Source organism: Pedobacter soli (assembly GCF_900101435.1).
Lineage (GTDB): Bacteria > Bacteroidota > Bacteroidia > Sphingobacteriales > Sphingobacteriaceae > Pedobacter > Pedobacter soli.
The window spans coordinates 15,318-37,254 of sequence record NZ_FMZH01000003.1; the positions used below are offsets into that span (position 1 = coordinate 15,318).

At 35.2% G+C, this 21,937-nt stretch carries 21 protein-coding genes; all 21 read right to left on the reverse strand.

The window, feature by feature from the left end; all coding sequences use genetic code 11:
* Nucleotides 1-11: 11 nt before the first annotated feature.
* The 21 genes from BLR37_RS07395 to BLR37_RS07495 all read right to left on the reverse strand — a co-directional run bounded on the left by BLR37_RS07395 (nucleotide 12) and on the right by BLR37_RS07495 (nucleotide 21,866).
* Entirely contained in the window at nucleotides 12-1,256 is a 1,245-nt protein-coding gene (locus BLR37_RS07395) for a hypothetical protein (RefSeq protein ID WP_090766627.1), read from the reverse strand.
* Nucleotides 1,249-2,502: an O-antigen translocase gene (locus BLR37_RS07400; protein WP_090766630.1), complete on the reverse strand. Its 1,254-nt coding sequence runs from the start codon at nucleotides 2,500-2,502 to the stop codon at nucleotides 1,249-1,251. The genes BLR37_RS07395 and BLR37_RS07400 overlap by 8 nt, the downstream gene beginning before the upstream one ends.
* A 4-nt stretch (nucleotides 2,503-2,506) precedes the next feature.
* Nucleotides 2,507-3,607, reverse strand: a complete 1,101-nt coding sequence (locus BLR37_RS07405) for a DegT/DnrJ/EryC1/StrS family aminotransferase (RefSeq protein WP_090766633.1) — start codon at nucleotides 3,605-3,607, stop codon at nucleotides 2,507-2,509.
* Entirely contained in the window at nucleotides 3,604-4,155 is a 552-nt protein-coding gene (locus BLR37_RS07410; RefSeq protein ID WP_090766635.1) for an acyltransferase, read from the reverse strand. The genes BLR37_RS07405 and BLR37_RS07410 overlap by 4 nt, the downstream gene beginning before the upstream one ends.
* Nucleotides 4,145-4,603 carry a sugar 3,4-ketoisomerase gene (locus BLR37_RS07415; protein ID WP_244154614.1) on the reverse strand — a complete coding sequence of 153 codons (459 nt, stop codon included), beginning with the start codon at nucleotides 4,601-4,603 and terminating at the stop codon, nucleotides 4,145-4,147. The genes BLR37_RS07410 and BLR37_RS07415 overlap by 11 nt, the downstream gene beginning before the upstream one ends.
* Nucleotides 4,557-4,967: a sugar 3,4-ketoisomerase gene (locus BLR37_RS07420; protein WP_090766642.1), complete on the reverse strand. Its 411-nt coding sequence runs from the start codon at nucleotides 4,965-4,967 to the stop codon at nucleotides 4,557-4,559. The genes BLR37_RS07415 and BLR37_RS07420 overlap by 47 nt, the downstream gene beginning before the upstream one ends.
* Nucleotide 4,968: 1 nt before the next feature.
* Nucleotides 4,969-7,320 carry a GumC family protein gene (locus BLR37_RS07425; RefSeq protein ID WP_090766648.1) on the reverse strand — a complete coding sequence of 784 codons (2,352 nt, stop codon included), beginning with the start codon at nucleotides 7,318-7,320 and terminating at the stop codon, nucleotides 4,969-4,971.
* A 26-nt stretch (nucleotides 7,321-7,346) separates the two neighbouring features.
* The gene (locus tag BLR37_RS07430; RefSeq protein ID WP_090767809.1) at nucleotides 7,347-8,156 is read right to left on the reverse strand and encodes a polysaccharide biosynthesis/export family protein; all 810 of its coding nucleotides are present in this window, start codon (nucleotides 8,154-8,156) and stop codon (nucleotides 7,347-7,349) included.
* A 174-nt stretch (nucleotides 8,157-8,330) separates the two neighbouring features.
* Entirely contained in the window at nucleotides 8,331-9,071 is a 741-nt protein-coding gene (locus tag BLR37_RS07435; protein WP_090766651.1) for a tyrosine-protein phosphatase, read from the reverse strand.
* A gap of 254 nt (nucleotides 9,072-9,325) precedes the next feature.
* Entirely contained in the window at nucleotides 9,326-10,462 is a 1,137-nt protein-coding gene (gene gmd / locus BLR37_RS07440; RefSeq protein WP_090766654.1) for a GDP-mannose 4,6-dehydratase, read from the reverse strand.
* 359 nt (nucleotides 10,463-10,821) lie between these two features.
* Nucleotides 10,822-12,105: a nucleotide sugar dehydrogenase gene (locus tag BLR37_RS07445; protein WP_090766657.1), complete on the reverse strand. Its 1,284-nt coding sequence runs from the start codon at nucleotides 12,103-12,105 to the stop codon at nucleotides 10,822-10,824.
* 134 nt (nucleotides 12,106-12,239) lie between these two features.
* Nucleotides 12,240-13,241, reverse strand: coding sequence for a hypothetical protein (locus BLR37_RS07450; RefSeq protein ID WP_090766660.1), 1,002 nt, complete (start codon nucleotides 13,239-13,241; stop codon nucleotides 12,240-12,242).
* A gap of 2 nt (nucleotides 13,242-13,243) precedes the next feature.
* Nucleotides 13,244-14,671, reverse strand: a complete 1,428-nt coding sequence (locus tag BLR37_RS07455) for an MBOAT family O-acyltransferase (RefSeq protein WP_244154615.1) — start codon at nucleotides 14,669-14,671, stop codon at nucleotides 13,244-13,246.
* A gap of 103 nt (nucleotides 14,672-14,774) precedes the next feature.
* Nucleotides 14,775-15,635 (reverse strand): glucose-1-phosphate thymidylyltransferase RfbA, encoded by an 861-nt coding sequence (gene rfbA / locus BLR37_RS07460; RefSeq protein ID WP_090766665.1) that lies wholly within the window; start codon nucleotides 15,633-15,635, stop codon nucleotides 14,775-14,777.
* Between the two features lie 108 nt (nucleotides 15,636-15,743).
* Nucleotides 15,744-16,598: a dTDP-4-dehydrorhamnose reductase gene (rfbD, locus tag BLR37_RS07465; RefSeq protein WP_090766668.1), complete on the reverse strand. Its 855-nt coding sequence runs from the start codon at nucleotides 16,596-16,598 to the stop codon at nucleotides 15,744-15,746.
* Complete coding sequence (rfbC, locus tag BLR37_RS07470) at nucleotides 16,595-17,143, reverse strand: dTDP-4-dehydrorhamnose 3,5-epimerase (RefSeq protein ID WP_090766671.1); 549 nt, start codon at nucleotides 17,141-17,143, stop codon at nucleotides 16,595-16,597. The genes rfbD and rfbC overlap by 4 nt, the downstream gene beginning before the upstream one ends.
* Nucleotides 17,143-18,195 (reverse strand): dTDP-glucose 4,6-dehydratase, encoded by a 1,053-nt coding sequence (gene rfbB, locus BLR37_RS07475; protein WP_090766674.1) that lies wholly within the window; start codon nucleotides 18,193-18,195, stop codon nucleotides 17,143-17,145. Before rfbB ends, rfbC begins: the two co-directional genes overlap by 1 nt.
* A gap of 207 nt (nucleotides 18,196-18,402) precedes the next feature.
* Nucleotides 18,403-19,503, reverse strand: a complete 1,101-nt coding sequence (locus BLR37_RS07480; RefSeq protein WP_090766676.1) for a relaxase/mobilization nuclease domain-containing protein — start codon at nucleotides 19,501-19,503, stop codon at nucleotides 18,403-18,405.
* A gap of 36 nt (nucleotides 19,504-19,539) precedes the next feature.
* Complete coding sequence (locus BLR37_RS07485; RefSeq protein ID WP_090766679.1) at nucleotides 19,540-19,917, reverse strand: hypothetical protein; 378 nt, start codon at nucleotides 19,915-19,917, stop codon at nucleotides 19,540-19,542.
* Nucleotides 19,918-20,526: 609 nt separating this feature from the next.
* Complete coding sequence (locus tag BLR37_RS07490) at nucleotides 20,527-21,090, reverse strand: DUF3109 family protein (protein ID WP_090767812.1); 564 nt, start codon at nucleotides 21,088-21,090, stop codon at nucleotides 20,527-20,529.
* A 2-nt stretch (nucleotides 21,091-21,092) separates the two neighbouring features.
* Nucleotides 21,093-21,866 carry a DUF3108 domain-containing protein gene (locus BLR37_RS07495; RefSeq protein WP_090767815.1) on the reverse strand — a complete coding sequence of 258 codons (774 nt, stop codon included), beginning with the start codon at nucleotides 21,864-21,866 and terminating at the stop codon, nucleotides 21,093-21,095.
* Nucleotides 21,867-21,937 lie beyond the last annotated feature (71 nt).

Genomic DNA, 21,937 nt, shown 5'->3' on the forward strand with positions numbered 1-21,937 from the left:
ATTAACAAGAATTATTTTTTTTTGAAAACCTCATATAAGTTTCTTACTAAACTTTTTTTAAAAATTGACTTTGGAAAGTCTGTGATCTTCAAATCTGATTCCTCCGTTGCAACAATTAATTTCTCGACAACGCCATCAATAGAATGGTTATCAAGAAAATAATCCAATGTTTTATTGGAAATATCTTTAAAATTATTAGACGATTCAAAAATAATCTGTTTTAGACTATCCCCATCGTGATCAAAATCTTTAGATGATATGTCATGCCCTAAATCAAAATCTTTTGTTTTATAAAGCCAGCGGTATTTATAATTATCAACGATTTTACTATACGAAAAGTCTAAAACAACAGTGGGAAGTCCTAATTTAGCACCTTCTAAAGCTGATGTACCCATTGCAGTCAGAATATCCACCTCATTTATTAAAATGCTATCTAATTTTTGACTACTGACAGCTCCAAGTACCTCCAATTCAAAGAACTCATTATTCAAATCCAACTTATCAATTTCAGATTGAAAGGGACCATCACCAATTATCTTATATTTAATTTTAATTTTTAATTCTTTCGATAATACTGCGAGCTTATCAATGGTGTATAACAATATGTGGATTTTAAAGTCACAAAGTCTGCCAACCCAACAAAATGTAAGATCCCTATTAGCTTTGTGATAAATCCTTTCCTCTGAATTTAAAGCAGGAACGGGTAAAAAATCACTATTTAAAATATCCAAAAAAAGATACTGAGCTGTCTTATCCCTATTAACGCTGTCCATAAATAATAGCGCTTTTTTTTGCAAACAAATTGAGGCAAAAGTTTTCACTCGCCCGATAGTTCTCTTAAAGAATACTTTTCCGATCTTTTCATATAAATTAAATGATGAAAATTGGACGTTCCTTAAGCCTGGAAATGGGATTAATATGGGCACAAGATTATCAGGATGAAGATTCCAAAACACAATTTTTGAGGTTTCGGAAATTACCACCTCAGATGGGAATCTGTAGGGAAGCATTGACTGAGTAATGAAAGTTACATCATCTGGGATACACACGGATTCCCCAAAATTAAATGGGATCAGTTCTATTTTACTTTGTCCCCTAATGCTTTCGGCTATATAGCCATCCTCAAAATCAACCACATATACTTTTTCTACTGTTTCTCGACTAGCTAAAGCTGAAGCTATTCTTGAGAAAAGAACAGGTACACCACTAACTCCACGGCTAGGGAAGTAAAAGCAAAACACACCTAGATTACTCATTTTTTGAGAGTTTTTTTCTAAAAATGATGACCATAGCCAATAGATATAAAAAATAATTTATTGCAAATGCTATACTCGCGCCCAATACTCCCCATTTTATGACACAAAAATAGGTTATTATAATATAAGATAACCCAAAAATAATTTCCGTAATTACGAACAATTTGGTCATTGCTTTGGCGAGCATCAGGTAAGCCAAAACCCAAGCACAAATTTTAAATATATCACCCAATAATTGCCAAATGAACAATTTTTCCATCGAAATAAAATCGGATGTAAAAAGAACTTTTATAATCAAAAATCGCAACAAAAAAATTAACCCACAACTAACTATTACAGCGGGTATTATCACTTTGTATCCATTATAAATTTCAGTTTTAAGCTCTCCATTTGTTTTTAGTGAAGAAAGTTTGGGCAAGTAATATGTACTTAACGATGTTGTTATTAGCATCAAATATCCATCAGATATGCGCATCATCCCCTGCCAATATCCAGATTCATCTATTCCTACTTTAGCAATTAGGAAATTCCTTATTATAATTTGAACCAATGGCATCGTTAAGGCGCTGATTATTGCCATGAAGCTAAATTTACTTAGGTTAGCAGCAATAGTCTTGTCAATAGGCTGAACGTTAAAAAAGAGTCTTAAAACAGCTTTCTTCCGAAGGAGGATTACCGAAACAAGTAATATAATCGATTGTGAAAAAACCAAAGCATATAATGCTCCTATCACATTATAAAAATACACAAGAGTAACGGTAAAAATCAGGCTTATTATACTACCTATCGCATTAACAAAAGTATATAATTTAATTTCACCCAAACCATTTAATACAGAAAGTATTAATGTATTGCATGAGGTTAAAACTATAGTTAAACCCAATAATCTAATTGGATTTACATACAGCTCATTCATAAATACTATGGAAGATATAAATCCACTAAAAAGTATCAAAAGTATTCCACTTATTATCGAACTATAAATCGTTATCCTAAGAGAAGTACTTATTAAGGTTTTTAATTTTATTGAATCACCATTGTACTCTGAGGAATATTTTATAACCCCGTTATTTATAGCTCCATTGGCAAAAGTCTGAGATATCGTTATAAAATTTGTAAAGGCTCCAACAATAGCAACCCCGGCTGGGCCAGCACTTATTGCAACTACTTTACTCGCCACAAAAGTGGAAGCAATCTTGACAAAAGTTATAATCCCCGAAAAAATTGTTGTTTTTAATAGCTTCAAAGTGTTAGTAGTTATTTACAACTTCAATAACACGGCTAACCTCTTGATCTGACATAACCTGACTTATTGGTAAGCTTATAACCTCTTGGTGTATTTTTTCCGAAATAGGTAAAGATAAATCATTAAGCTCTTCATATGCCTTCTGTTTGTGAGGAGGTATAGGGTAATGTATCACTGTTTGTATACCTGCATTAGTCAGATACTGTTGCAAATCGGTACGATTTTCTGTTCTTATTACAAATAAATGCCACACATGGCTTTCTTGAAAATCAACAATAGGAAGAATAATCTTCTGATTATTAATTTCTTCCAAATACCGATTTGCCACTTTCCTCCTTAATTCTGTTTCATTATCCAGGCTTGCCAGTTTTACCGACAACAAACTTGCTTGAAGCTCATCGAGTCTGCTATTTACTCCTTTGTAAATATTCTCATATTTTACCCGAGAGCCGTAATTCAGCAGTGCACTAATAGTTTCTGCTAGATTAGCATCATTCGTAGTAATGGCACCAGCATCTCCCAATGCTCCTAAATTTTTTCCAGGGTAAAAGCTAAAACCAGCAGCATCACCAAAATTCCCTGCAGAACATCCCTTTGGAGATTTTGCACCGTGAGATTGAGCACAATCTTCAATTACTTTAAGACCATACTTTACGCCGATCTCACAAATCTTATCCATATCACATAACTGGCCATACAAATGCACTGGTAAAATTGCAACTGTCTTTTCAGTAATTCTTGATTCTATTAATCTGTAATCAAGATTATATGTTTCTAAAATAGGTTCAACAAGAATAGGGTTTAAATTATTTGCAGATATAGCCAAAATACTTGCTATATATGTATTTGATGGAACGATAATTTCATCTCCATCTTTAAAAATACCCATTTCTTTATAGGCTCTTATAATTAACACTAAAGCATCTAGTCCATTTGCCACCCCGATTGTATACTTCGCACCAGTATACTGGCAGAACTTCTCTTCAAAATTTCTTAACTCAGACCCCATAATATACCATCCGGATTCTAAAACTCGTTCAAATGCATCTTGAAGATCCTTCTTATGAAGCTGATTAATCTTATATAAGTCTAAAAATTTTATCATAATTTAGTTGGTTTAAATCCATCAAGCACAAACTGCTCTCCCGTTTCTTTATCCTGTAGCTGAAGATTCAATATCTTCAGGTCCTCTGTTAAATACCCCTTTAATTTCGCCGGATTTCCGTACCAAAGAGTATGGGGTGGTACATTCTTTGTTAATACACTTCCAGCACCAATTAGGCTGTACTCGCCAATTTCAATTCCAGCAACAATTGTAGAATTTGCTCCAATTGAACAACCTTTTTTTAGAATTGTTTTTTTAAATTCTTTTGGATACTGTTTTGAGCGTGGTAACAAATCATTTGTAAAAGTTACATTAGGTCCAATAAAAACATCATTTTCAATTTTTATACCATCCCAGATTTGTACTCCAGACTTTATAGTTACATTATCACCTATAACAACATCATTTTCTATAAAACAATTCGCATTGACGTTACAATTTTTTCCTATTACGGCTCCAGATAATACTACAGTAAACTGCCAAATAAAGGTCATTTCACCAATAGAATCACTTTGGACATCGGCCAAATGATGTACACTAATTCCCATTTGAATAAATTAAGAAGTCTTTATAATCTCTAATATAATCTAATTCATTGTAGAGGCTAGATGCAAAAACCAAGCATATAGATCCTGATGAAAAATTGATTTCAGATGCCCAAATTCCTGGCGGAATATGTAAACCAACATCAGGCCTATTTAATTGAACAATTCTTTTTGTTTTTCCATCATCTAAGAAAACTTCAAAGCTACCGCTAGCAGCAACTAAAAATTGATGACATTCCTTGTGGGCGTGAGCACCTCGCGATTCACCACCAGGTATATCATATAGATAAAATATTCTTTTAACCGAAAAGGGGATTTCTATATTATTATGAACTGGCGTTATGTTGCCCGCCCGATCTTTTATTTTTGGAAGTTCAAAAACGGAACAATCATAGGTTGTAATTTTACGCATTGTTTTTGGACAATTTAAATTTATCAAAATCTCTTTCATAATCAGTTTCATCATAATCTGTTGAAGAAACAATCAGTGCCACGGAATTTGTAGAAAAATTTTCCATATGCCTCCAAATACCATTTGGCACATATATTCCATAATACGAGCGATTTAGTGAAAACGTTTTGTCCTCATTTCCATCATTAATTACAACATCAAAACTACCAGATAAAGCGATTATAAGTTCCTTATTTCGATGATAACTATGCCCTCCACGAATTTCACCACCAGGCACATCGTAAATCCAATAAGTACGCTTAATATCAAAGGGTAACTGGTTTCCTTCTTCAAGAAAAGAAAGATTTCCACGCTCATCAAGTATTTTAGGTAACTGTATAATTTCAATTTTATCAATCCCCATTTTATTTCATTCTTTTAAAAATACTGGAGTACCACTTTTTATTTTCACTCTGACCATAGTTACCATAACCGTATCCATAACCATAATATTTGCTACTAATATCATTAACCACAATCCCCATATTCTTCATTTTGCCTGAGCTATAAAGATCTTCAACAATATTTATTTGATCTTTTTTTGTAAATTTCTGTCGTACAAGATACAATGTAACGTCTGCGTATTTCGCCAAAAGCTGTGCATCTGCAATAATTCCTATTGGCGGTGCATCCATAATAATGTAATCGAACTCTTTCTTTAATTCAGCGATTAAGTCGGGTGTATGCTCACTCATTATCGCCTCGGCAGGATTCGGAGGTAATGGCCCTGAAGAAACAATATACATATTCTTGTTAATTGTGAGTTGCTTAACAATATCGGCAGGTTTTAATGAAGAATCAATTGTAAAATTACTAAAACCTATATTGTTAGAGACACCTAGTTTTACAGATAGCCCCGGTTTTCTTAAATCCAATTCCATTAGTAAAACTTTCTTACCAGCTAAGGCTAAAATATTACCCAAATTTATAGCGGTAAAAGATTTTCCCTCACCACTCATACTTGAGGTAAGCAAAATAACTTTGTCATTCTCGTTTTTCAAATAAAACGATAAATTGGTTCGCAAAGCTCTAAACTGTTCTGAAATAGCCGATCTTCCTTTATTTGCAACTATTAAATTATCATCCGACTCGTTATGACTGATCTCACCAATAACAGGCACAGAAGTACGGTTTGTTACATCATCCTTAGTTCCAATACCGGTGTTCATTATATCAACAACAAAAACAACTGTTACTGGAATGATTAAACCTATAAATAAACCTATTAAATATACTATATTTTTTTTAGGACTAACCGGAAGAACCGCAGCTTTTGGAGGGTCAATTGTTTTAGCTATAGAAATATTTGAAGTTTTAGAAATTGCGGTTTCCTCTGCCTTTTGCATTAAAAAGATATACAGTTCTTGCTTTATTTGTTGATTTCTAGCAAGTTTTAAGTAGTCTTTTTCGATTTGAGGTACATTACTTATCTTACCTTCCGATTGATTCCGTTGAGATATTAATTTATCCCTTGTTACAACAAATGTATTTTTTGTGCTTTGAATATTTGACAGAATCCCTTTCCTTAATTCAGAAATTTGAGTATCCAAATTTTTAATAAATGGACTTTCTTCAGTAACACTTAACAATTGTTTGTCTCTTTCGATAAGCAAAGTATTATACTGATTCATTAGGCCAGAAAAAACCATATCTTGTGGCAGTAAAGATGTAGGAAAAACTCTTTGATTTTTACTAGTATCTTTCAAATATTTTTCAAGATCATTTAATATTGAAACTTGCGTTTCTGCTTTCGCGAGTTCAGAAGTAATTTCACCGGAGCTCTGAACCAATAATCTCCCTTGCTCACTCATATCTGCAAGCTTATTATTGGTTTTAAAACTCTGAACTTTATTCTCAACATCACCTAATTCACTGGCAATCAAACTCAATCTTTTTTGAATAAATTTAGTTGTACTATCCGCAATTATGTTTTTATCATTTAGATTAGATTGGGTGTACTGTTTTATCAATGCATTCAGGATATCTTCACCTTTTTTGGGCACGGGGTATGAAAAGCCCAAATCAATGATGGTTACTTGTTTATTATAAACGCCAACACTCAGTTGTTTCATTAACGCAGCAACTCTTTCATCAATGGAACTAATGGAGACATAATAAATTCCTTTATTTGGTTCTACTGAATCTTCTTTTGATATTGAAAGCTTTCCAATTCCTTTTATTTCAAAGATTTGCCCCCAATCTACCTCCAAATCAACATCCTTGCCAGAAATACTTATTTTATTGTTTTTTTCTAAATCAATCTTTAGTTTGGTAAAACTAATAGTATCAACTTCTTGAACTAAATTAATCTTGAATGGTGATTCATATACCTCGCGGTTGGTTAAACTTCCTTTCTTAGTATAGACAATGTTCAATTTCATTTGTCTAACAACCTGATCCATCAAAGATCTTGTCTTTAAAATTTCGGCTTCATTATCAACAGAATTTTTTCCGCCGAGGATACCACCCAAATCCATAAGCGCACCAGCTTGTTTGCCAATACCACCACCTTTTTCATCATCATTTACTAATACTCTTGCGTTAATTTGATAAATTGGAGGGGTATATCTTATGTATAAAAAAGATATAAATAAACAAAAGATAACGCTGATAAAGAACCAAGACCACTTGTCTTTAATTTTTAAAAAAATCTGTTTTATATCAATGCTATCACCTTCTAAATTTTGAAGGCTTTTTTTCTCAGAATAGGTATTCATTTATAATTGCGCTAGTGTATTGTGGTTTATTTAAAATTGCTTATAGCTAAAACTATAACAGATATAACAGAAGCAATTACACCAATCGTTTGAATTTGAGCTGAATTTGAGGCTGAAACCTTACGTTTATTTGGTTCCACATATACTACATCATTTTGCTTTAAATAGTAGTATGGACTATTAAAGATATCAGATGAATTGAGATCTAAACGTCCAAATTCCTTTTTCCCATTTGTCTCTCTAATTACCAAAACATTTTCTCTTTTGCCATAAATGGTTAAATCTCCTGCTAAACTTAAAGCATCTAACACAGATACTTTCTCATTTGGTAAGGTATATGCGGAAGGGGCATTCACTTCACCTAGCACGCTAACTTTAAAGTTAGCAAATCTTAATTGGACATTTGGTTCTTTATATACTACAGCAGCTTTCTCGCGAATCAACTCACGTGCATGATATGTTGTTAACCCACTAACTTTTACTTTTCCTATGAGCGACAATTCAACCTCTCCGTTACGATCTACTAAAAAGCCATTTACTTGCTGCGAAGCGAGTGCGGTATTAGCTCCTCCACCTAAAACAGTATTGGCAGCAGCTTGATTAACAATAGCACCACTTTGTGGATTTAGAGTGAATATATTGATACTCAAAATATCATCTGGCTGTATAATTGGCTCAGTAAAAGCAATTGAATTTTCTAATTTGGCCTGATTAACAGTTTGAATGTCTTGAAAGTAAGCTATTTTCTTATTACTAACGCAGGAAGAACTTAAGGCGATTACGAATATTAGACTACTAATTTTTAGCCCTTTATATACATTTATTTTTTTATTCATAGTATAGATTCCATCTAAAATGAAATTGACCATTTTAAACAGCTTGCAAACTTAAACATTTAATTGTAATATCTGAAAATGTTTAATTTCAGATATTAAACATTTTCAGATTTTTAAGCAAAATTGAACATTAATTGATGGAAAGGATTAGTTAACTAATTAAGCATTTTTTTGCTAAATCAAAATTGAGCTAAATAACTCCTTATTTTTGAAATTATAACAACCAATAATATCATAAAGCTTTCCAGAAAGAATAGATTCTCTTAAAACATTTAAGTGCTTATCATGATGAAGATCGGTTCCCGCCAAATCATACATTTTTTCCTTCAACAGAACTTCGGCTAGCTGTTTAACATCTTTGCCGTAGTATCCTAAAACTGACAATAAATTTAACTGTAGTAAACATCCTTTTTCTTTAAATCTCTTTAACCTACTTCTGTCTCTGAAATAAAATGTATAGCGTTCAGGGTGAGCTAAAATTGGCTTAAATCCTTTTATTTCAATGTCGAATATCGTTTGGCTTATACCTGGGCTTTCAGAAAGATAAGACATTTCGATAAGCAGGTGTTTTTGATCCAGAGGACACAAAGCTTGATCTAAAGTAAAATCCTGATCAACCATATATTCAGCACCAGTGCTCAACTTTGTAGTAACATTAGCTTTGTTAAGCGCATTTTGTAATCCTTCCTTAGCAATCCTAATGCTTTCTTTAGTATTGGGATAGAGTTCTTTCAAAATATGTGGTGTTGCAATTAGCTGCTCAAAACCAAGTTCTGAAAGTGCTTTAACAAACCGAACCGACGTCTCCACATCGGGAGAGCCATCATCAATACCCGGCAAAATATGTGAGTGTATATCAACTCCCAGCCAGGAAATATCGGTAATTTTATTTTTTTTATTAAAAAAGCTAAACATATTTTTTCACAACAGGAAAAGTGATTAATTGTATCAATACACGTCAACTGCCCTTCAATTTTAGTGATAAAACGAAATATGTTCTAAAAACGTGTATTAAATGATGTAAATCTAAATTAATTTAATGTATTTCCCAATGAGCAATAGACTAAATCAGACAAATAGTCGAGATATCGTAAAACAAACGATTCTGATTGCCAATTATTGCGAAAAATTAATAAAAATTTAATCTATAGTAAATCCGATGGAGGAAATTATTCAAAATAATTTAAGGTTTTAAAGCCACCTGCTTGTAAATGCTCATCCTTTTTCATTAAGTGGAGATCAGAAATTACCATATCTTTAATCAAAGCAGCTAAATCATATTTAGGTTGCCAGCCCAGTTGTGTTTTAGATTTAGTAGGATCACCTAATAATAAATCTACTTCGGTAGGTCTATAATATTTAGGATCTACCTGTACAACGGTACCGCCTAAAAACAATTTTTCCAGATCTAAACCTAAACTACTCGCCACACCTACATCTATCCCTATAATTACCCCTTTTTCGTTTTCATCTTTACCTGAAAACTCAACTTCAATCCCTAGCTCAGCAAAGCTCATCCGAACAAAATCGCGAACGGTGGTAGTAATACCTGTTGCAATCACAAAATCTTCAGGTTTTTCCTGTTGTAAAATCAACCACATCGCCTCAATATAGTCTTTGGCATGCCCCCAGTCTCTTTGGGCAGATAGATTACCCAGGTAAAGACATTTCTGTAGCCCTAAAGCAATTTTAGCAGCCGCGCGGGTAATTTTACGGGTGACAAAAGTTTCACCCCTTAGCGGGCTTTCATGATTAAATAAAATACCATTACAGGCAAACATATGATAAGCCTCACGGTAGTTTACGGTGATCCAATAAGCATACATTTTGGCAACAGCGTAAGGAGAACGTGGATAAAAAGGTGTGGTTTCGCTTTGCGGTACCGCCTGCACTAAACCATAGAGTTCGGAAGTACTGGCCTGATAAATTTTTGTTTTTTTTGTTAGGCCTAATATGCGAACAGCTTCTAAAAGACGTAAGGTACCAATGCCATCTGCATTTGCGGTATACTCAGGCATTTCGAAACTCACATGTACATGGCTCATCGCAGCCAAGTTATAAATCTCATCAGGCTGCGTTTCCTGAATAATACGAATAAGGTTAGTGGAATCAGTTAAATCACCATAATGTAATTTAAAATATACATTCTGTTCGTGCTGATCCTGATATAGATGATCGATCCGATCGGTGTTAAATGAGGATGAACGTCGCTTTAAACCATGAACAAAATAACCCTTTTTGAGTAAAAATTCTGCCAAATAAGCCCCATCCTGCCCTGTAACACCTGTAATTAAAGCAACCTTCATATATGTCTTAATCTTTTTATAAACTACAAACATACAGAATTAAATGATTCTCTTCAGCAGTAGTTTAACAACAACTCCGTTAAATTTAATCCAATTCCACTACTGAACGCATTGGTTAATGCAATACCCAGTTAGTTCAAACCCATATTTAGAGATTAGATGAACCTAAGAAAATCACCCATAAAATTGCTAAAAAAATGAAGAAAGATTGTTTCATCTATTAAACTTGAGCGCTTTAGTCCACTATAACAAATTTTTCGAGAGATCTACAAGCCCTTAAGCCTTGCAATGATTGCTTGAAGAAAAGTGACAGGGTTAAAACTTAGATATACTGAGATGGGTAATGTGCTAAAACTTTACTATAACCTCGCATCTACCAGATCACGTGGTATAAATGACTTGGTATCAAAGATCACAGCACCTTCGTTTTTGAATTTCGCATAATCCACTTCAAGAAACTGTTGGTGTGCAACCGCGAGAATAACTGCATCATAGTTTTTTGATTGATTGATGTTGTTAAGATTAAAGCCATATTCCGCTTCTACTTCTTCGGCATTGGCCCAGGGATCGTGTACATCTACTTCCATACTGAAAGATTTTAGCTCTTTATAGATATCGATTACCCGGGTATTGCGGGTGTCAGGACAATTTTCTTTAAAGGCAAACCCTAAAATCAAGGCTTTAGCACCATTAATTACCTTATTCTTAGCGGCCAGCATTTTAATGACCTTATTGGCCACAAACATGCCCATATTATCATTTATCCGCCGTCCGGATAAGATCACTTCCGGCTTATAGCCCAAAGCTTCAGATTTATGGGCTAAATAATAAGGATCTACGCCGATACAATGCCCACCTACCAAACCCGGCTTATAATTCAGAAAATTCCACTTGGTTGATGCAGCCGCCAATACATCAGCAGTATCAATCCCCATGAGATCGAAGATTAAGGCCAGTTCATTTACAAAAGATATATTAACGTCACGCTGGGCATTCTCTATGGCTTTTGATGCTTCAGCTACTTTAATACTGGGAGCCAGATGCGTTCCCGCGGTGACAACCGAGGCATAAAGTTGATCAATTTCAGATGCAATACTAGGGGTAGAACCGGAAGTAACCTTTTTAATTTTGGTGAAGGTATTGACCTTATCGCCCGGATTAATCCGCTCAGGAGAGTAACCACAGAAAAAATCAGCATTGTATTTTAAACCTGATTTTTTTTCTAAAACCGGTACGCAATCTTCTTCTGTACAACCCGGATAAACAGTCGATTCGTAGATGACAATATCTCCTCTTTTAAGTACTGTACCTAACATGTCGCTGGCAGCGAGTAAGGGTTGCAAGTCAGGCCGCTTAAGGTGGTCAATAGGAGTAGGAACCGTAACAATATAAATGCTACAAGCTACCAAGGCATTTGGATTCGCACTTAAGCTTAATCCACTATTTGTATTTGTTATAGCTAGCACTGATTTGAGATCGTCCAAGTTGGCTTCATTGGTACGGTCTTCAAGTTGATTGAGTTCTGTTACCCGGGTGTCATTGATATCGAAACCAATTACTTTATATTTTTTTGCAAATTCGATAGCCAATGGTAATCCCACATAACCCAAACCTATAATCGCAATCTCCTTCCCTGTGTTCATTTTTTCTCGTGGTTTTGCAAAGATATAACTATCAGGAGTGCTCCGTTTTAAGCACAAAAGCTTGCTCTTCAAATGATGATCTTAGAGCTAATAATTTTCAAATAAGCAATTATCCCCATCCAAAACTAAATAAATTATTTATAAATAATATTTAGAATAGTATCGCCTACTATTGGCCTATAATGACTTATTTCATAATAGTTTGTGACTTTATCTGAGAAAGTATTTTTTCCAGAAAAATCGTACACATTTTCTCCAAATAAACTATGTAATTTTTTCAAGTCTTTCGGATTGAACTTAATCTGCTCATAAAGGGGGCTCAAAACTATTTTGTAGTTAGTTTTATGTTTAACCAAGATTCTTTTAATCTCACTTAGCATGTAATTGAATTCATTGTTAATTTCAACAACGCTATCTATTTGTTCTTTACCTCTTTTATAGAATAGCTTATCCCTAACCTCATAATATCTTTTAGTATGATTTGTGATTTCATCCTCTTGATCAAGTATTGTTATTGCATTATTAACAGGATCAAATCTTATCTTTCTATTTTCTATGTAGCCTGCCATGAATGGCTTATACTTTTTTGTATTCAAATAAGCGTAGTAACTAAAAAAAAATTTGGGGCTCAGATAGGCTTTAAAAAAAGTCGCCTGAAAATCAAATTCACTCTCGCCAGAAGTTAAAGGATCTTTAATAAATAAATGACCTTGGTGATTCGCTTTATTTAAAAAAGAAACATCTCTACAAAGAATAATTAAGGCATTTTTTATATCAATATTTCTAGAATCAAGAAACTTTAACTTAGTATATATACCATATATAGATTCCGCAGAGGCATCAAACATAAACACTTTATCCCTTTCATCTAATTTTTTCGCCCAAGAACTTGGTCTATAAGCCAAAGTTCTCGAGCTACCAAAAATAAATGAATTATAGTGATACTTAGGATAATTTTTAACAAGCATTTCTGTCGAGATAACATCTCTATTAGGTATCACAAAAGGATAAGAATAATCGCTATACTTTTTAAGAACTTTGAATGGATCATTTATCCAGTAGCTTATTATAAAAATGAGCATAACTCCAAATCCACAAAGCGCAAAAATAAATAATTGTTTTAAGAAAGATTTCATTGTTAGAATTGAAAGTAAATAAACTGCTGTTCACCGCCTGATGAATATAAAATTGCAAATACCAAAATGTAATAAGCAGTCCACCTCAAGGGCCTAGACCAGCGTAAACCTATTTTTTCTATAGCATAATTTTGCTCTCGACCAAACCACTCTATGATAAAAAAGCACATGGTTACAAAAAGCACTCCCAATGCCGATGACATGCCAACAAATTTTGGCAAAGTAAAAAGCGAACTAGAGAATATATTTACAATATACTCGAACGCATAATGTATACTTGGTGACCTAAAGAAAATCCATGCCATCACAGTCAGAAAAAAAGTGAGGACTATAGAAAAAAGTTCCTTGAGCGTTGGATAACGCTTGCCATGTGCAACAATATCCATGTTTACTCTATTTTTATTAAAAATAATTGATGGCATTATATAGAGTGCATTTAAAAATCCCCAAGCTATAAATGTCCAATTAGCTCCATGCCAAAATCCACTTACCAAAAATATTATGAATGTATTTCTTACTTTAACAAGTGTTCCACCTTTGGAACCTCCTAGAGGAATATATAAATAATCCTTAAACCATGAAGATAAAGATATGTGCCAGCGTCTCCAAAATTCAGCTATATCCCTTGAAAAATATGGAAAGTTAAAGTTTTTAAGCAAATCGACGCCAAATAATCTTGCAGTACCAAGTGCTATATCCGAGTACCCTGAAAAATCACCATATATTTGAAAGGTAAAAAATAAAGCTCCAAGCAATAAGGTACTACCTGAGTAATTTTCAGCATTATTAAATATTAAATTTGCAAAATTGGCACATTGGTCCGCAATAACAACCTTTTTAAATAGGCCCCATAAAATCTGTCTTAAACCATCGATGGCATTTGCATAATCAAACTCTCTTTTTTTCTTTATCTGGGGTAGAAGGTGAGTTGCTCTTTCAATAGGTCCCGCAACAAGTAATGGAAAAAAACTAACGAAAAGAGAATAGTCTACAAAATTCCGTTCAGCAGGAATTCTTTTTTTATAGATATCTATTACGTATGAAAGACCATGAAAAGTATAAAAGGAAATTCCAACGGGTAAGATAATAGTTAATACCCACGGATTAACATGGAATCCCAAATGAGATATTGATTCGGCAAAAGAATCAGCAAAAAAATTGAAGTATTTAAATACAGCCAAAAACCCTAAGTTAACAGCTATACTAAGCCAAAACCAGAATTTTCTAACTTTGTTACCCGTTTCAGCCATCTTAATTCCTGTGTAGTAATCTAATAATGTCGAGAAAACTAATAAGAACAAAAACCTCCAATCCCAGCAAGCATAAAAAAAATAACTTGCTATTAAAAGAAGGATATTTTGGGATTGTTTCTTCTTAAAGAAAAACCAATGGAGAACAAAAACTATAGGCAAAAATATTGCGAAGCTCAAGGAATTAAATAGCATCGAAGAAAATTTGAAACTTAAAAATACGTACGTTTAGATCATTTCTGGATCTATAAACCCTAGCAATGTCACAGAAATTCAATTTAATCTATTTAATTTGCTTTAATAAGTAGCTACCATATCCGCTTTTAATCAATGGCGTAGCTATAGCCTTAAGTTGATCCGCATCGATAAAGCCCATTCTGTAAGCAATCTCTTCAATGCAACCAATTTTTAAGCCCTGTCTCTCCTCAATAATCTGTACAAACTGTCCAGCCTGCATTAGAGAAGTAAAAGTTCCGGTATCTAACCAGGCAGTACCACGGCTTAATACACCAACCTTTAATTTACCACGTTCTAAATATATACGGTTTACATCGGTAATTTCATATTCACCGCGTGGAGAAGGTTTAATATTTTTAGCAATCTCGACCACTTCATTATCGTAAAAATACAAACCAGGCACAGCATAATCCGATTTCGGTGTTACTGGTTTTTCTTCAATTGAAATGGCTTTTTTATTTTCATCAAATTCAACAACGCCATAACGTTCCGGATCTGATACCTGATAAGCAAACACGACACCTCCATCTGGATCAGAACTGGCTTGTAATAATTTAGCTAATCCGTCACTATGAAAAATATTATCGCCCAATACCAGTGCAACTTTGTCCTTACCTATAAATTCTTCGCCAATTACAAAAGCTTGCGCTAAACCATTTGGTTCTGCCTGTATCGCATAACTAAATTTACAACCCAATGCAGTACCATCGCCCAATAATTTCTGGAAATTTGGCAAATCATGTGGAGTAGAAATGATTAGAACCTCCTTTATTCCAGCCAACATCAGGGTAGAAAGTGGATAATAAATCATCGGTTTATCGTAAACTGGCATCATCTGTTTGCTACAAGCAAGTGTTAAGGGATGCAACCGCGTGCCGCTACCTCCGGCTAAAATTATACCTTTCATAGTATTGTAGTTAGTTTATTTGTTCAGTCATTTGTAACAACAACCGCTCATTTCTTGTTAATTATCTGTATTTATTAATTGTAGTTGTTAATTGGTTCCCGAAAACCGCTAGCCAAGCTGCGTTATACAAGCCGCAAGGCTATCTTTCCAGTAAGGGATTTTGATGTTAAAAGTAGTCTTGATTTTCGTTTTATCCATTACTGAAAACGGGGGACGAATGGCTTTCGTTGGATAAGCCAATCCTGGAATCGGATTTACCTTAACCTCCATTCGACTAATATCAAATATAGCCTTCGCAAAATCGAACCATGAAGTTACCCCTTCATTGCTATAGTGATAAATGCCATAATCTGTCTGGCCCGATTCAATGATATCATATATGGCATTGGCCAGATCTATAGCGTAAGTTGGTGTGCCTACCTGATCAGCTATGATACTCAGCTCATCCCGTTCAGCACCCAGCTTCAGCATAGTTTTAACAAAGTTATTGGCATATTCGGAATACAACCAGCTAGTGCGGACAATATAATGAGCAGGCAAAATAGCTGTAACGGCCTTTTCTCCATCGAGTTTAGTCACACCATAAACATTGATAGGCTTAGCTTCATCATTTTCTGTCAACAGTTTTACTGCTTTGCCTTCAAAAACGAAATCAGTAGAAACATGCACCAAAGCCGCATCATGGGTAGCACAGGCGGATGCTAAATAGCGAGCTCCGGTCTCATTTATGGCTTTAGCTAACTCAACCTCATCTTCAGCTTTATCTACTGCAGTATAAGCTGCGCAATTAATTACAAATACTGGTTGTTCTTTGGCTAAGAGTGCATTTAAGATACTTTCATCTAAAATATTGGCATCTTGTTCCGCGGGAAAAACGATGTCAACAATTCCCCTACGCACGGCTACGATTCTTAAACACTGGCCTAACTGGCCGCCGGCACCAATAACTAATATCTTACTCATATATGTTGTAATGCAGAAAAAGGTTTTAAAAGCAAATCTTTTTCAGATACTTCCTGATCAGCTTCTGGGATTAACCAGTCTATATTCAGATCGGCATCGTTGTAAATTACACCCGTTTCCGAAGCTTTATTGAAAAAATTATCGCATTTATACAAAAACTCTGCAGTTTCACTTAATACCGAAAAACCATGTATAAATCCACGCGGAATGTACAACTGGAGTTTATTTTCAGCACTTAAACGTATTGCAAAATGCTTACCATATGTAGGCGAACTTGGGCGAGCATCAACGGCTACATCCAATACCTCACCCTTGGCCACCCGTACCAACTTGGCCTGTGCAAACTCTCCAATTTGGGCGTGTAATCCGCGAATTACCCCATAAGAAGAATAAGATTCATTGTCCTGAACAAACCTACCAGATAAGCCAGTCTTCTCTTCAAAGGTATTTAGGTTAAAACTTTCAAAAAAATACCCCCTGGCATCTTCAAATACTCTGGGTTTAATAATCAGGCAGTCTTTTAATCCTGTTTGTTCAATTTCCATTATTTATGACTGTACTGTTGTTCGTAATAAGATTGATAGTTACCCGAAGTTACATTGGTTAACCAGTCTTCATTTTGCAAATACCAATCGACAGTTTTAGCTAACCCCTCTTCAAACTGTAAACTTGGTACCCAGTCTAACTGCTCTTGAAGTTTAGTGGAATCGATAGCATAACGCAAGTCGTGCCCTGCACGGTCAGTTACATAGGTAATCAGTTTAGCCGATTCACCTTTTTCACGACCTAACTTTTCATCCATGATGCTGCACAACAGGTTAATTAGATCGATATTTTTCCATTCGTTGTGGCCACCAATGTTGTAGGTATCGCCGGCTTTTGAATTATGGAAAATCACATCAATTGCTCTGGCATGATCTTCAACCCATAACCAGTCGCGCACATTTTCGCCTTTACCATAAACGGGTACAGGTTTGTTATTTTTAATATTATTAATAGCCAACGGAATCAATTTCTCAGGAAAATGATGTGAGCCATAGTTATTTGAACAATTGGAAATTACACAGTCCATGCCATAAGTGTCATGATACGCACGAACAAAATGATCAGAACTGGCCTTTGATGCTGAATATGGACTATGTGGGTCATAAGCAGTAGTTTCTGTAAACATTCCTTCATCTCCCAAAGCACCATATACCTCATCTGTACTTACATGATAAAAGCGTTTCTGATCATAGCTACCTTTCCAATAAGCCCTGGCTGCATTTAATAGGTTTACTGTACCGATCACATTCGTCATCACGAAAGCGGTTGGATCAGAAATAGAACGGTCTACGTGGCTTTCTGCTGCCAAATGAATTACGGCATCGAAATTTTCGGTTTTGAAAAGCTCATCAATTGCTTGAGCATCAGTAATATCTTCCTTTACAAACCGATAATTAGGTTTATTTTCGATATCAGTTAAATTAGCCAGATTACCTGCATAGGTTAATTTGTCTAGATTTACAATCTCATATTGAGGATAGTTATTAACGAAACGGCGGACTACGTGAGAACCAATAAAGCCCGCTCCACCAGTAATTAAGATTTTTTTCACAGTTATCAAATGATTTTCAGTTGGCTAAATTAGCTCAGATTTACTTGAATAACAACTAATTTTGACTTTTAGTGTTAATAATAATTAAAAAAACATTTAATCATTGACAAGATTTTAAAGAAAAACATCAATTGATTAACCAAAAATTATTCTATAGCAGTCAACAATCGCAAAAATAGCTCAGATTCGTGTTTTCAAAATGAATCATTATCTCCCCCTTTTTCTATATTTATCCTCTGGCTCATCATTTCTTAAACTAGACTGTTTAGAAAAAGTCTCCTGCCATACTTTAATCTTTGCATCACCATTTTCATAGAACCGGATTACCTCACCATTTTCATAGAACCGGATTACCTCACCATCAAAGAATGCTTCAGGTCTGTCCAGACGCCTGACAAGCTTATCAAATTCTACAATATCCTCGCCCTGGTGCACCCGTCTGGTATTATGGTTAATAACTGTAAATCCAGAAGCCTCTTTATTTTTACGGTGATAGACAATATTAATATTGAGTTTCTCAGACAATAAATTTCCTAAATCGGATTTATAATTATTCTTTAGATAGCTATGCCAAAAGGAGGGGTGTCTTTTAGGTTCACCTGCAGCAATTTTCAAGAACATATTAAATATTCCTTGCAGGGCTCTCTGGGCAGTTTGACTTGGTTGATAGCGACCTATCAAATTATTAATCAAATGCAGATCGATCGAATGAAGGGTCCTGTGATGCCTCACCAAATGTAAAGATGAATTTCTGAGATAACTGGAATAGCCCAAACATTTTAGCAAAGCCACAAACTGGTCAATATTTGAAAAGCCATAAGTTAGTGCTTTATTCGCGTCGGATTTAGCTTGGGCGACGGCATCGAAACCGATAAGGTCATGCAATGCCATTGTCCCTCTTAGCTTCTCATAGCGTGAGGGAATTGCTTTCCTGTTCTTATCTACTCTTACCGAGACCATATGGATATGATTATTAGCAGTATCTTTGTGGAAATAAATAAGATATGGGTTATTGCTATATCCCATCTTTTCCAACCACTTTTCTCCTAGCTGCATAAGCGCATGCTTATCACATTTACTTTTTTCAACGCTGATGCTTACGTGGAGTTGCTTATTTTTGACCTTTGGGTTCAGCGATCCAATCATGCGCAGATAGGCCTTATAATCAGCTACTCTGGGTTTCCTCAAGACCTGTAAAGACTGAAAATTCTTAACACATAATAGCTCAGCCCTTCCTGAGGAAAGCTTGTCACCATTATAACTCACCGCAGAAAACTTGTTACTGGTGGAAAGAAACTCGACAATCATTTCTATTTTGTTATCAAGAATAAAAAATCCGGATATTCATTTACCCATTAACTGAATGAGCCGTTTGATACACTTTTCGATATCCTGTTGAGACGTCAAGCACGCCCCTGCTAATGTATACACCTTATCAAAATGTTCCCGATTATTTGGATCACGAACTTGAACACTGAGGTAGTTTATTAGAGCATCAGTTGAGAAATTAGATTCTACAGCAACTTTGTCCAACCATTCAACTAGTTTTGCGGCATTGACTACCAGATGGGCTCTTCGATCAAAAATGAGTCGCCTGAAATAATCCGATAGCGGTAGCCCAAGAGCTAATGATTCAGCTTTGAGCTGCTGATAATCATCGACTGTCAAACGGCACATTACTTTACGTGGGTAGATTGTACCAATTATTCTTTCCTTTTTCATTGGTATTCCCCTTTTAATAGCTCTGTTTCGTCTCTTGCAAAAACGTACCCCAACTGTAAAATCCTTAAACTAACTGATTCCCCCTCTATCCATTCAAACTCTAACATTTTAGAATGACCACGGAAGGAGACATTGTGATCATGATTACACTGATTTAATTTTTTCATAGCTCAACTTAAACCATTTACCTCTCTGAAATCCAGACTAGGTGGTTTACGATAAAACTCGGGATATAAAAATTATTTCTCTGATGATCACCATAGTGATCTATATCAATTTTTGAGTAACAAAGCCGCTAACAGAGACATACAGCCTCCAAACGGATATTTCAAAGAAATGAATGAATACCTATTAAAGAAGAAATGTATTAGCCCTAATCCATTTTGAATAGTTATTTTTGCAAAAAAAGAGCTTTTTAGCAGGATCGTGATAAAATTGACGCAGCAGGGAAGTTCATCTACCTACAAAATAAATCTCAGGCAAATATATTAACAGCATTCAGCATGCAAAAATGAGTACGGCAAATAGAAGGCACCATAAGATTGCCACCTCGTTACTACAACTAAACGATGCGAGACTTATTTAGAATAATCCTCACGAATATTACATTTACATCGCTGCAACAGAGCTTTCCAATTCTCTGTACCAGTCTTCCCCATACTTACGAATAAGTGGTCCTTTTAAAAAGCTATACACCGGCACTTTGAGCTCACGGCCAAAGGTACAGGCATCATGACAGATGTGCCAGCGATCGTAGTTTAACACCTCGAATTCCGGATATTTGGTAATGCGGATAGGGTACAAGTGGCAGGATATGGGTTTCTGCCAATCTACCAATCCTTGTTCGTAAGCTTTTTCTATCGCACATTTAGTTATCCCTCCTTCGAAAAGCACATAGGCACATTCTTTATTTTTATCAACGCAGGGAGTCGTTAAATCACCGTCTTCATCGACCACATAAACGCCTTGCTCTTCAATGGCCTTAATCCCTTTTTCGTTTAGCAAATGTTTGATTTTAGGATAAATATCTTCTAAAATCGCTTTCTCCTCATTATCCAAAGGTGCACCCGAATCGCCTTCAACACAACAGATCCCCTTGCATTTGCTTAAATTACAAACAAAGTTTTCTTTTAATACATCCTCGTGCACAAGCACTTGTTCAACTTCTATCATCATTATTCTTTTGCTAAAGCATATTTCAGCCCCTCAGCTGATTTTAATTCCATAGTTACCGCGCCAACCAATATTTCTACCTGCGCTTTTACAGGCACCCGGTTTCCATCATCAGTTACCCACAGATATAACCTGCTGTCTTTTTTAAAGATTCGGCCAGGTTTAATCGATGGACTGAACTTCAAGCAGCGGATATTACCCAACTTGCTTTTTATGGTTTCTTTGCCTATATATTCTACTTCGAGGGCAGAAATCTCATCTCCCAAAAAATAGTTCAATTTAAATTTATCGCCCACCTTAATTTTACTGATATCAAGGCTCCGGGCAAAATAATAAGCCGATACCAGATCGAATGTCTGGGTAGTTGGGGTGGTAAAAGTACCTCTGTTCGATACGACCTTTTTCCCATCCTGGTTAAACCTCGCCTTATCCTGGCGGCGATAACTTGCCTCACGAATGTTTTCCTGGTAGAAGTAAGGCAAGAGATCCGTTTTATCAATATAGGTGTCGTAATGGTCTCTAACCTTATAAAAGATATCGAATGTCCCAGAAGTTTCAGCGTCTACCGTAAGCTTATAAGTGGGCTTGTTATCAAACTTTAAATCTGAGCTGGCAACCTTTATGGTCGCTTCTGCAGCAGTAATAAAACCATAACGCAGTTTATACTTTAAAACTTCTCCTTCCTGAAATACGGCTTCTTTCTTCAGTGGGAGTTCCTGCGCCAGTGCTGAGAAACCGCACAATGCCGCCGTGACTATTAAAAACAGTTTTTTCATCGCTTTTGTATTCATTTGTGTGTGTACAGAAAAGAACCCTCGTGTTTAAAAAAGGAAATATATTCTTTTCT

Excerpts from the sequence above, each read along its gene's own strand:
- BLR37_RS07480 (WP_090766676.1), bottom strand. The coding sequence starts at position 19,503 with ATGATTGTCGAGTTTCTTTCCACCAGTAACAAGTTTTCTGCGGTGAGT.
- BLR37_RS07425 (WP_090766648.1), bottom strand. The coding sequence starts at position 7,320 with ATGAATACCTATTCTGAGAAAAAAAGCCTTCAAAATTTAGAAGGTGAT.
- BLR37_RS07485 (WP_090766679.1), bottom strand. The coding sequence starts at position 19,917 with ATGAAAAAGGAAAGAATAATTGGTACAATCTACCCACGTAAAGTAATG.
- BLR37_RS07450 (WP_090766660.1), bottom strand. The coding sequence starts at position 13,241 with ATGAAATCTTTCTTAAAACAATTATTTATTTTTGCGCTTTGTGGATTT.
- rfbA (WP_090766665.1), bottom strand. The coding sequence starts at position 15,635 with ATGAAAGGTATAATTTTAGCCGGAGGTAGCGGCACGCGGTTGCATCCC.
- BLR37_RS07435 (WP_090766651.1), bottom strand. The coding sequence starts at position 9,071 with ATGTTTAGCTTTTTTAATAAAAAAAATAAAATTACCGATATTTCCTGG.
- rfbD (WP_090766668.1), bottom strand. The coding sequence starts at position 16,598 with ATGAGTAAGATATTAGTTATTGGTGCCGGCGGCCAGTTAGGCCAGTGT.
- BLR37_RS07420 (WP_090766642.1), bottom strand. The coding sequence starts at position 4,967 with ATGGGGATTGATAAAATTGAAATTATACAGTTACCTAAAATACTTGAT.
- BLR37_RS07410 (WP_090766635.1), bottom strand. The coding sequence starts at position 4,155 with ATGGGAATTAGTGTACATCATTTGGCCGATGTCCAAAGTGATTCTATT.
- BLR37_RS07495 (WP_090767815.1), bottom strand. The coding sequence starts at position 21,866 with ATGAAAAAACTGTTTTTAATAGTCACGGCGGCATTGTGCGGTTTCTCA.
- rfbC (WP_090766671.1), bottom strand. The coding sequence starts at position 17,143 with ATGGAAATTGAACAAACAGGATTAAAAGACTGCCTGATTATTAAACCC.
- BLR37_RS07430 (WP_090767809.1), bottom strand. The coding sequence starts at position 8,156 with ATGAATAAAAAAATAAATGTATATAAAGGGCTAAAAATTAGTAGTCTA.
- BLR37_RS07415 (WP_244154614.1), bottom strand. The coding sequence starts at position 4,603 with ATGAAAGAGATTTTGATAAATTTAAATTGTCCAAAAACAATGCGTAAA.
- gmd (WP_090766654.1), bottom strand. The coding sequence starts at position 10,462 with ATGAAGGTTGCTTTAATTACAGGTGTTACAGGGCAGGATGGGGCTTAT.
- BLR37_RS07395 (WP_090766627.1), bottom strand. The coding sequence starts at position 1,256 with ATGAGTAATCTAGGTGTGTTTTGCTTTTACTTCCCTAGCCGTGGAGTT.
- BLR37_RS07445 (WP_090766657.1), bottom strand. The coding sequence starts at position 12,105 with ATGAACACAGGGAAGGAGATTGCGATTATAGGTTTGGGTTATGTGGGA.
- BLR37_RS07490 (WP_090767812.1), bottom strand. The coding sequence starts at position 21,090 with ATGATAGAAGTTGAACAAGTGCTTGTGCACGAGGATGTATTAAAAGAA.
- BLR37_RS07405 (WP_090766633.1), bottom strand. The coding sequence starts at position 3,607 with ATGATAAAATTTTTAGACTTATATAAGATTAATCAGCTTCATAAGAAG.